The organism is Thermomicrobium sp. (genome assembly GCF_053493975.1).
Genome location: NZ_JBRBZA010000037.1, coordinates 1 through 10,479 on the forward strand (window position 1 = coordinate 1; position 10,479 = coordinate 10,479).

The 10,479-nt window shown below is 70.0% G+C and carries 6 protein-coding genes; 2 read left to right on the forward strand and 4 right to left on the reverse strand.

Annotated elements, in window-relative coordinates; genetic code table 11:
* Positions 1-493: 493 nt before the first annotated feature.
* Positions 494-1,249, forward strand: coding sequence for a uracil-DNA glycosylase (locus ACWIVK_RS07025; RefSeq protein ID WP_448575933.1), 756 nt, complete (start codon positions 494-496; stop codon positions 1,247-1,249).
* Here ACWIVK_RS07025 and ACWIVK_RS07030 read toward each other — a convergent pair.
* The 4 genes from ACWIVK_RS07030 to ACWIVK_RS07045 form a co-directional block, all read right to left on the reverse strand.
* Positions 1,228-2,226, reverse strand: coding sequence for a hypothetical protein (locus ACWIVK_RS07030; RefSeq protein ID WP_448575934.1), 999 nt, complete (start codon positions 2,224-2,226; stop codon positions 1,228-1,230). The two genes, ACWIVK_RS07025 and ACWIVK_RS07030, sit on opposite strands and share 22 nt — an antisense overlap.
* Positions 2,227-2,538: 312 nt before the next feature.
* Entirely contained in the window at positions 2,539-3,906 is a 1,368-nt protein-coding gene (locus tag ACWIVK_RS07035; RefSeq protein ID WP_448575935.1) for a TrpB-like pyridoxal phosphate-dependent enzyme, read from the reverse strand.
* 156 nt (positions 3,907-4,062) lie between these two features.
* Positions 4,063-5,049, reverse strand: a complete 987-nt coding sequence (locus ACWIVK_RS07040; RefSeq protein WP_448575936.1) for a cation diffusion facilitator family transporter — start codon at positions 5,047-5,049, stop codon at positions 4,063-4,065.
* Positions 5,036-7,297, reverse strand: a complete 2,262-nt coding sequence (locus tag ACWIVK_RS07045) for an LUD domain-containing protein (RefSeq protein WP_448575937.1) — start codon at positions 7,295-7,297, stop codon at positions 5,036-5,038. Before ACWIVK_RS07045 ends, ACWIVK_RS07040 begins: the two co-directional genes overlap by 14 nt.
* A 933-nt stretch (positions 7,298-8,230) precedes the next feature.
* Between ACWIVK_RS07045 and ACWIVK_RS07050 the strand changes: the two genes are divergently transcribed.
* A complete protein-coding gene (locus ACWIVK_RS07050) occupies positions 8,231-9,874 on the forward strand; it encodes a PucR family transcriptional regulator (RefSeq protein WP_448575938.1) in 1,644 nt (547 codons plus the stop codon).
* The last annotated feature ends 605 nt before the right edge of the window (positions 9,875-10,479 follow it).

Sequence of the window (10,479 nt, forward strand, 5' to 3'; positions counted from 1 at the left end):
CAGCCGGTCAGGCTGCACCGGACCGCTCCGCGCCGCAGCTCATCCGCCTCGCCGGTGCACGCCCCTCGGCACTGCACGACGCCGGACAGCAGCCCGCTGATCAGGCTGGCGCGCGTTCCCCTCGGAGGGGCGACGCGGTGCATCGTCCGCCGCGCTCGACCCGCGTGGGCTGGCAGAGCAGGCAGCGCTGGCCCCAGCCAGAGCGAGCGCGGCTGGGTTGCCCGCTCTCCCAGGGGACGGGTGTAGGGCACGGGCGGCCGAGCGCGCCCGGACAGGCTGGCGCAAGGGCTCGCGGGGCGTTCGGCTCACGCGGCGGCAGCCCCGGACACCTGCCGTGCTGGTCGATCACTCGGCCGCGTGGCTCGCTCGCGTACGATCGGCACGTGGGGTGCGCCGCACGGGCGCACCCATGTGGGGAGCGTACTGGCACAGGCGGCCCGTGCTGGCTGGCGCGATCGACCCCGCTCGGCGCACACTCCTCCTGGAGGCACCGATGGACTGCACGGTCGACCGACTGAACGCACTCGCCCAGCGGATCGTCGCGTGCACGGCTTGCCCGCGCTTGGTCACCTATCGGGCGACTGTCGCGCAGGCGAAGCGCCGGGCGTATCGTGACGAGGACTATTGGGGAAAGCCGGTCCCTGGTTTCGGCGATCCCCTGGCACGGGTGATCGTCATCGGGCTCGCGCCCGCGGCGCACGGGGGGAACCGGACGGGACGGATGTTCACTGGCGATGCCTCGGGTGACTTTCTCTGCCGTGCGCTGTACCGCGCGGGCTTGGCGAACCAGCCAGTGAGCCGCCATCGCGGCGATGGACTCGCGTTGAGCGAGGCGTACATCACGGCGGCCTGCCGCTGTGCTCCTCCCGACAATCGGCCGACGCGGGAGGAACTCGCGCGCTGCCGGCCCTATCTCGTCGAGGAACTGCGGCTCCTCGAGCAGGCTCGCGTGCTCGTCTGCCTCGGCCAGATCGCGTTCGAAGCGGCGCGAGCCGCCCTGCGCGAACTCGGTGCGGGACAGCCCGAGCCGGTGGGGGACGTGGCGACGCCGCGGCCGCGCTTCCGGCACGGCGCGCTCTATCGATGGCCAACGCTCCCCGGGCGCACCGGTTCGCTGTGGCTCCTCGCCAGCTACCATCCGAGCCGGCGCAATACGCAGACGGGATTGCTCGACGAGGCGATGCTGGACGCGATCTTCCGGACCGCACGCCAGCTCGCCGACGAGACTCAGTCCAGCGTGACGGGCTGAGGGGCGACCGCTTCGCCGAGTTCGTCGAGGATGCCGATCCCCAGGGAGCGGGCCGCCTCGTCGACTCGGCGATCGACCGAATAGCCGTAGAGGTACGCCATGGTCAGGCCGCTGACCCCTTGCTCGCGGAGGGCTCGGCGGACCTGCTGCCGCTGGAGCTTGCCGGCGAACTCGACGACATCGCGCGGATGGAGGCGGGCCTTCGCCTCGACGACGAACCAGTACTCTCCCCGATCGGGGTGCCGCATGAGCACGACGACGTCGAACTCGCCGTTCACGGCGACTGCCCGTGGTCGGGTCACTGGTTCCCAGCCAGCTGCCGTGTAGAGGTCGAGGATCCGGCGCAAGGCGCGGAGTTCGACTTCGGCACCGTAGATGCGCGACAGGCGGTCCAGTCGGCGGTCATGCTCCTCCGTCTTGCGGGTCAATGCGGTCACGGCCTCGGTCAGCGTAGTGATCGCGGCACGCATCTCGCGCATCTCGATCTCGATGCGATCGAGACGCTCCTCGTGCCGATCGAGCCGCTCCTCCTGGCGCGCCAGGCGTTCTTCCTGGCGAGCGGCGATCTCTTCGAGCCGAGCCAAGCGTTCCTCTTGGCGGGCGGCGATCTCTTCGAGGCGAGCGATCCGCTCGTCTTGGCGAGCCAGGAGTGCACGGATCTCGCGGAGTTCGGTGTCGTGTCGCCGGGTGAGTTCGGCCAGTTCGCGGATCAGCTCGCGGAGATCGGCGACTTCCTGCTCGACGCGGGAGAGTCGCTCGTCGTGGCTGCGGACGACCGTGACGAGCTCCCGGACGGCTTCGGTGAGCGACTCCACCGCTTGCTCGAGCCGATCGACACGGCGACTCAGGTCGCGCACCTCGGTCGGGAGCGCCAGCAGTTCTTGGGTCAGCACGTACCGCCGGAGTTCTTCGCGCAACTCCGGATGCTGCTCGATCAAATCCAGGAACTTCCGGAACTCCTCGACGGTGAACGCCATCGCTGACCCCCGATCGCATCCAGTGTACTACAGGACCGAGCCGAGCGAACGCTCGATCCGGTGCGCGAGCGGTGCGGTCCGAGCGGCGCAGCACGCGCCTCGTCCCACTCGGTCACCCAAGTGCCCTGATCGATCGGGCACCCATCATCGTACTCGGCACGTCGGCGACAGCGGGATAGCGAATCCGACCGGGCGAGTCGGTGACGCTGTCGTCGCGAGCACCGCTCGCGACGCGATCGGGGTACGCGCGACCGCACCCCGCTGCACGACTGGGGCAGCGGGGTGTGGGTAGAAGTCAACTCCTCGCGGTGGTCAGCCGCTGACCGTGGGCAAGTCGGCGAGTGCCTGGCGGATCGCTTCCTCCGGATACTCGTAGTCTTCCAGCTTCCCGGCGAGGTAGGCCTCGTAGGCGGCCAGATCGAAGTGGCCGTGCCCGCTCAGCCCGATCAGGATCGCCTTCTCCTCGCCGGTCTCGGCGCAGCGGCGGGCCTCGTCGATCGCCGCGCGCACGGCGTGGGCCGATTCGGGAGCGGGAATGATCCCCTCGGCGCGGGCGAAGAGAACAGCTCCCTCGAACACCTTGGTCTGCGGGAGCGCGACCGCCTCGATCAGTCCGTGCTCGTAGAGGTGGCTGACCAGTGGTGCCATGCCATGGTAGCGCAAGCCGCCGGCGTGGATCCGGGCAGGGATGAACGTGTGGCCGAGCGTGTGCATTTTGAGCAGCGGCGTCGTCCGTGCCGTGTCGCCGAAGTCGTAGGTATAGACGCCGCGGGTGAGCGATGGGCAGGCGGCCGGCTCGACGGCGACGATGCGCACGTCCTTCCCCTGGAGCTTGTCCCGCACGAAGGGGAAAGTCAGGCCAGCGAAGTTGGAACCACCTCCGACACAGCCGAAGATGACGTCCGGGTAGTCACCGGCCAGCTCGAACTGCCGGAGTGTCTCCAGCCCGATGACCGTCTGGTGCAGGAGCACGTGGTTGAGCACGCTGCCGAGCGAGTACTTGGTGTCCGCGCGCGAGGCTGCGTCCTCGACTGCCTCGGAAATGGCGATGCCGAGGCTTCCCGGATGCTCCGGATCCTGCTCGTAGAAGCGCCGGCCGGACGCGGTGTCGGGGCTGGGACTGGGGACGCACTGGGCTCCCCAGGTCTCCATCAGGATGCGCCGGTACGGCTTCTGGAGATAGCTGGCCCGCACCATGTACACCTTGAGTTCGATGCCGAAGAAGGCGCAGGCCATGGCGAGCGAGCTTCCCCACTGACCCGCTCCTGTCTCGGTGGTGAGCCGCTTCACCCCGGCCTGCTTGTTGTAGTAGGCCTGGGCGACCGCCGTATTCGGCTTGTGACTCCCAGCTGGGCTGACCCCTTCGTACTTGTAGTAGATGCGCGCTGGTGTGCCGAGCACGCGCTCGAGCCGGCGGGCTCGGAAGAGGGGCGTCGGTCGCCAGAGTCGGTAGACGTCGAGGACCGGCCCGGGGATCTCGATCCAGCGCTCGCGGCTCACTTCCTGGAGGATGAGCTCCATCGGAAAGAGGGGTTCGAGGTCGGCCGGCCCCACCGGTTCCCCGGTCGCTGGGTGGATGGGTGGTGGGGGAAGCGTGGGGAGATCGGCGGCCAGGTTGTACCAGTGCGTCGGGAGATCGGCCTCGGTCAATACGAATTTGACGGTCTCTGCTGCGCTCACCCTCGTCCTCCGCTTCGCTGGCTGTACCGCTCGTCGCTGTAGGCATTGTAACGAAACGACTGGATTCTGCAAGCGACTGCCCCGGGATTACCACCCCAGCGCGCGTCGTCCGCTCTCGTGTGGCGAGTGGCCATCGTTCCGGGGCGGCGCCACGCGTCAACGCTGGGTCGTAGCGGTCTCCTCGGTCAGCGGCAAGAGGCAGCTGCGCAGGCCTTCCGGTGAATCGAGCGAGCAGCCGCGGAACGCTTCCGGGAGCCCAGCCGGTCGTTCGGGTTGGAGCGTCACGTGGAGGATCCCGAAGCGGTCACGCAGGATCTGGGCGAGTTCGAGGAGCACCGCTGGCCAGGGGCGCGTCTCGTCCACTTCGACGTGTCCGCTCAGCGCGACGAAGCCGCTGGTGACCGTCCAGACATGGAGATCGTGCACATCGACGACGCCCGGGACGGTGCGCATGGCAGCCCGGATCGCTGCTGGGTCGAGGTGAGCGGGGGTGGCTTCCAGCAGGACCTCGACCGAGTCCCACAGCACGCGCCAGGCCGACCGCAGGACGAGCACCCCGATGGCTGCCGAGAGCAGCGGATCGACCGGCGTCCAGCCAGTGAGCCAGATGATCGTGCCGGCGGCGATGGCCGCGATCGAGCCGAGCAGGTCACCGACGACGTGCAGGAAGGCACTCCGCAGGTTGACGTCGTGGCGATGCAGCGCGCCGCGCGAGAGGACCCACGCCGCGGCGCCATTGGCTGCCAGCCCAGCGAGTGCGATGGCGAGCATCAGCGGAGCATCGACCGGTCGAGGATGGAGCAGGCGCTGGAAGGCTTCCCAAAAGATACCGGCACAAACCAGCATGAGGAAGGCAGCATTGGCCAGCGCGGCGAGCACCTCGGCCCGGTAGAAGCCATAGGAGCGCGCCGGTGTGGCCGGCCGACGCGCCAGCCAGCTGGCGAACAGCGCCAGCCCGAGCGCTGCTGCGTCGGTCGCCATGTGGGCGGCATCGGCCAGGAGTGCCAGCGAGCCAGCCAGCCAGCCGCCGATCGTCTCCGCCACCATGAAGACCAGCGTGATGCCGAGCGCCCAAGCGAGCGCGCGCTGCTTGTACTCGGCCCGCAGGCTGGCTGGGGTGTGTTGGTGCTCAGGCTGGTGCATGGACCGTGCGTTCCCCCTGCTCTACTGGCGGGTGCGCGAGATCGGCCAGGCGCTCGGCGGCGAGTTCCGCCAGATGGACGGCCCGTTGTGGATTCCCGCGCGCGTGCAGTCCGCCGCGGATCTGCAAGAGACACCCCGGATTGTCGGCGACGACGAGCGGCGCGCCGGTCGCGCCCGCTGTGCGCAGCTTGCGTTCCAAGATCGCTGCCGAAAGCTCCGGGTAGTCCAAGCTGAAAGTCCCGCCGAACCCGCAGCAGAAGCTCGATTCCTCCATCTCGATCACCGTACAGCCTAGGACCTCGCTGAGGAGGCGCCGCGGCTGCTCGCGCAAGCCGAGCGCATTGGCCGACTGGCAACTGTCGTGGTACGTCACGACTGGGCCAGGCCGCGACCACTCCTGCGGGCCGAGCTGGGCGATCCGGTCGAGGAAGGTGACGAAGTCGACCACGCGGGCAGCGGCGCGGGCGGCACGCTCGCGCCAGGCTGGCTCGTCGCGGAAGAGATACTGATAGTCCTGTGCGATCGCCGCGAAGCAGCTGGTCGAGGGGGTGACGATCCAATCGGCCTCGATGCGCTCGAGGAGTTCGATCGTCTGTCGCGCCAGGGAGCGAGCGTGCCGGCGGTCGCCCGCGTTGTTGGCCACCAAGCCGCAGCAGTGCTGGTCGAGCGGGAAGACCACGCGGCAGCCACAGGCCTCCAGCACCTGGACGGCCGCTTCGCCCATCTCGGGCAGCAGCCGGTCGATGAGGCAGCCGGGGAAGAAAGCGACCGTCTGGCCGACGACTCGGCTGCCGACGAAGCGGGGCGGCGGGGCCGCTCGTTCGCGGGCCGACTCCGGTGCCAAGTGCCGCAGCCGGTCGCGCAATGGCCGCCGGGCCGGGGCCGGCAGGTGTCGGCTGCTCGTCGCGCCGTCGACGAAAGGAAGCGCGCGGAGGTAGCCGTCGCGGTCGGCCAGCGGTGCGGCGGCGAGCGCCGCCAGGCGGGCCCAACGGTCGCCGCTCCGCGGGTCGCTCCAGCGCTCGAGCGCGGCTCGCTTGAGGAAGGGGAGCCCGAGTCGCTCGGCGACGCGGGCGCGCACGTCGAGGATGAGGCGCGGGATCGGGATGGCGACCGGGCAGACTGTCTCGCAGGCATTGCAGGAGACGCAGAGGCTCTGGGGGTCGGCCGCCTCCTCCAGCCCGTGATGGATCGCGGTCAAGGGGAGACCGATCGGGCCAGTGTAGATGTGTCCGAAGAGGTGTCCACTGACCACCTGGTAGGGTGGGCAGACGTTCGAGCAGGCACCACAGCGGATGCAATAGAGGGCATCGACCAGTTCCGGATCCTGGCGCGCTGCCAGGCGCCCGTTGTCGAGCAGGACGATGTGCAGCTCGCGCGGCCCGTGTGCGCCGCGCACCAACTGGATCTCGATGTCGGCCGTGCGGGTTGGACCGGTGATGAAGAGGACGCGGACGGTCAACTTCTGGGCAGCGCCGGCCCGGGGCAGGACGCGCAGCAGCGGCGGGATGTCGTCGAGAGTAGGGACGATCTTGTCGATACCGACGACCGCGACGTGGATCGGCGGGAGAGTCGCGACCAGTTCGGCGTTCCCCTCGTTGGTGACGATGACGAGCGTACCGGTCTCCGCGATGGCGGCATTGGCGCCGGTGATGCCGATATCCGCCTCGATGAAGGCGCGGCGGAGTTCCTGGCGAGCGACCTCGACCAGCTGCGGGGGGTCGGGCGGGATCGGGCGACCGAGTACCCGGGAGAAGAGCTCGGCGATCTGCTCGCGCGACTTGTGGATGGCTGGGCCGATCAGGTGCGACGGTCGCTCGCCAGCCAGCTGCACGATCCATTCACCGAGGTCGGTTTCGACGACGCGAGCACCGGCGTGCTCGAGCGCCTCGTTGAGGCGGATCTCCTCGGTGGCCATCGACTTCGACTTGACGACCAGGTGTGCCCCGGTGCGCTGGACGAGTTCGACGATGTAGCGGCGGGCGTCCTCGGCCGTGCGGGCCAGGTGGACATTGGCGCCGACTGCCTCGGCTTGGCGCTGGAACGTGGCGACGAGCTCGGGAAGCTGGGCGATCGCCGCCTCCTTGCGCCGTCGGAGATCGGTGCGCAGGGCGGCGAAGTCGACGTCGGCGAACGCTTCGGCGCGTCGCTGGCGATAGCGGGTGAGTGTCCGCTCGAGCGCTGCCCGCTGGGCGTGATTAGCCAGTGCCGCATCGAGCGCGCGCTGGAACGCCTTGCTCCGTGCTGGCATGCTCTTCTCCTCTCCTCTCCTCCCCGGCACCGCAGCTCGCCTGACAAGTGTAGCGCGCGGGTGCGCGGCGCGAGACGGCGGGAAAGGTCGGTGCACTGCGCGCCGCCCCTACACGGGGTACCGCGTCACGTCCCGGCGTGCGTATCGCGTCCTGCGACGGATGCATACCACCGCCGCGGTGATCGACGTGCGTGCGGCTGGTGCGTGATCCCCGTCCGGTAGGGGTCGGGCGGTGCCTGACCCGCCGGCCCACCAGGGCCGGCAATCGTCCCGTACTGCCACGATGACCGCCGCGCGAATGGTCGACGCCGCCGCGGCAGGCGCACCGGTGTGTGCCGCGCCTTCGGCGCGGCGGGCGAGGCAGCGCGTCGCCCCTACAGGGGTATGCCATGCGTCCCTGGTCGGGCATTCGGGTGCGACGGGTAGGCGCAACCCCCGTCCTGTAGGGGTCAGGCGGTGCCTGACCCGCCGGCCCGGGGGGGCCGGCCAATCCGACCGTGGCCGATCCGATGCCGCGATTGTGTGATCCGCATGGGGCGATTTGCCGCCGTCCGTGTGACCGCGCCCCTGACACGGCGGGCGAGGCAGCGCCTCGCCCCTGCCTGGTTCGGCGGCCTGACGCCGCGGGAACGGATGGCCCTCACCGGTGAGGCGACTGACCTCGCCTGGTAGGGGACAGGCGGTGCCTGACCCGGCGGTGCGCGAGGGCCGGCACGAGGCGCCGTGGCCCGAGGACCGCGGGGCGGTGGTGAGGGGTCAAGGGGACAGGTGTCGCGCCGCTGATGCAGCACGCGAGGCACGTCTCGCCCCGACCAGCGCCCCCTGCCGGCGAAGCGTATCGAGCTCCCACGTGCTGGGCCGGCCAGCCTCCTGTCTTGGAGCAGCGTACACTTCTGTGCAGGCACTTTTGGAAGACGTGACAGGAGGAACAGCGTGCGCGTCGCTGATCTCTTGGATCTCCCCGTCCTGCAGGGTGCGCGGGTGGTAGCGGGAGCGAGCGGGCTGGAGGCGCGGGTCCGCTGGGTCCACGTGGTCGACCTGCCCGATCCCCTGCCGTGGATCGACCGCGGCATGCTGATGCTGAGCACCGGCATCGCCTGGCCGCGCCGCGACGGGGAGCTGGCGGACCTGGTACGGCGGCTCGCCGAACGCGGGGTGGCGGCACTCGGTCTAGCGGTCCCGCACTATTTCGCGCGCTTCCCCGACCCGATGCGGACGGCTGCCGAGGAGGTCGGTCTACCGCTCATCGAGATCCCGTGGGAGATTCCCTTCGTCCGCATCACCGAGACGGTCCACCAGCTCATCCTGCGCGAGCAGTGGCAGGAACTGGAGCGGGCCGAGAAGCTGCACCGCGAGCTGATGCGAGCCGCGGCTCGGACGCGCAGCCTCGATCGGTTGGTCCGCACGCTGGGCGAACTCCTCGGCCGCTCGATCACGGTCGAGGAACCGGACGGGACGCTCCTGGCGTACTACCAGCGTGGACCCTACGAGGACGCGGCCCGACAGGTGACGATCGAGTCGGGTCGCGCACCAGCCTGGCTCCAGGAGGGGCTGGCGGCTCGCGGCTACTTGCCGCCGCAGGGGGCGCAGCCGTATCGCGTGCCGGCCATCCCGGAGCTGGGCTTGCGCGAGCGGGTGGTCTGTCCGATCTGGCTCCACGGGGAACTGGTCGGGCTCGTCTGGATCATCGAGGGAGCTGAACCGCTGAGCGGCCTGGATCTCCGGGCGGCCGAGCATGCAGCGCTGGTGTTCGCCTTGCTCTTCGCCCAGCAGCGGGAACTGGCGCAGCTGGAGGCGCGGCTGGGCTATGCCTTTCTCACAACGGTCATCGAGGGGCGCTTCAGTGGCTCGCCGGAGGAGCTGGAGCGGGCACGCGCGCTCGGCTACGATCCGGCGCGGTGCTACCGCGTCGCGGTGATCGCGCTCGGCGAACCGCCGCTCACCGTGGAAGCGTTCCAGCGGCGCGAGCAGGTGGCGTTGCGTGTCCGCCGCGTCCTGCGCCAGCTCGCGGCGGCACCGCTGGTGGCGACCGTGCACGACCAAGTCATCGCGCTGGTGGAACAGGAGGCGCACCTGGAGCGGATCTGGCAGGAGTTGGCCGGCTGTGGGCTCACCGCAGTGGCTGGTCGGGCGCACGCTGGGCCGGACGGAGTGCGCCGGAGCTATCGCGAGGCCTGCACCCTCCTCGAGTACGTGAGCCGGCCGGGGCTGTACCGCTACGAGGACCTGGTCTTGGAGCGCGTGCTAGCGGGGGACGGCGAGGCGCGCCACGCGTTCCTTTCCCTTTGGCTCGGGCCACTGGAGCGGGCACGACACGGCGACCGGCTGGTCGAGACGCTCGTGCACTGGGTGCGAGCGCGTTTTTCGGTCAACGCGGTCGCCGAGGAACTGGGGGTGCATCCCAACACCGTCCGCTACCGGTTGGAGCAGGCGGGCACACTGCTCGGTCGCGATCTGACCGATCCAGAAGCGCAGTTCGAGCTGCAGCTCCTCTTGCGCCTGCTCGGCCGGGAGGGGAAACAGCCGGCCGCGCTCGCTCGGAGCCGGAACCCGAGGGGCGATCTGCCGGTCGGCTGAAGCGGGTTGGGGACGCGTCTGTCCGGGCCGATCGGTCAGGTGGGAGGTTTCGGTGCCAGAGCCGGCTGCGGGAGGGCCTGGCTGTTCGTGACCGGGCGGATGGGGACTCATGGCCTGCCCAGTCAGGCGCGATGGGAAGGCCGTCGCCAGCTGGAGCCCGTCCCGAAACCGGTTCGCGCTGCCGTCATCCCACAAGCTCGGCGAGCGAACGGGTCGGGGGAATCTTCGTCAGCGCGACGAATAGCCTCACCGGTCGACGCGGCACTGTGGGGCCGCGCTCACGGGGGTTCAGCTCCGGCGGCGCAGTCGACGAGTTCTCGAGGAGGTCGGATACCGCCTGAACGGCTGGCCCGGGAGGGTCGGCCCGTGCTGGGGAATTCGTCGACCGTGGTGCTGGGACACGGGGCGGCAGTGCTGAATGCCGCGCTGCGTATTGCCGCGCTGTCGCGCGGCGGGCGAGGCAGCGCCTCGCCCCTACAGCGTGGGGCCACGGATCCCCGGTCGGGGACAAGGGCACCACGGTGGCGGCGGTTCCCCGCCGCGTAGGGGTCAGGCGGTGTCTGACCCGCCGGCCCGCCAGGGCCGGCAATCATGTTAGTGGGGAT

Excerpts from the sequence above, each read along its gene's own strand:
- ACWIVK_RS07025 (WP_448575933.1), top strand. The coding sequence starts at position 494 with ATGGACTGCACGGTCGACCGACTGAACGCACTCGCCCAGCGGATCGTC.
- ACWIVK_RS07030 (WP_448575934.1), bottom strand. The coding sequence starts at position 2,226 with ATGGCGTTCACCGTCGAGGAGTTCCGGAAGTTCCTGGATTTGATCGAG.
- ACWIVK_RS07040 (WP_448575936.1), bottom strand. The coding sequence starts at position 5,049 with ATGCACCAGCCTGAGCACCAACACACCCCAGCCAGCCTGCGGGCCGAG.
- ACWIVK_RS07045 (WP_448575937.1), bottom strand. The coding sequence starts at position 7,297 with ATGCCAGCACGGAGCAAGGCGTTCCAGCGCGCGCTCGATGCGGCACTG.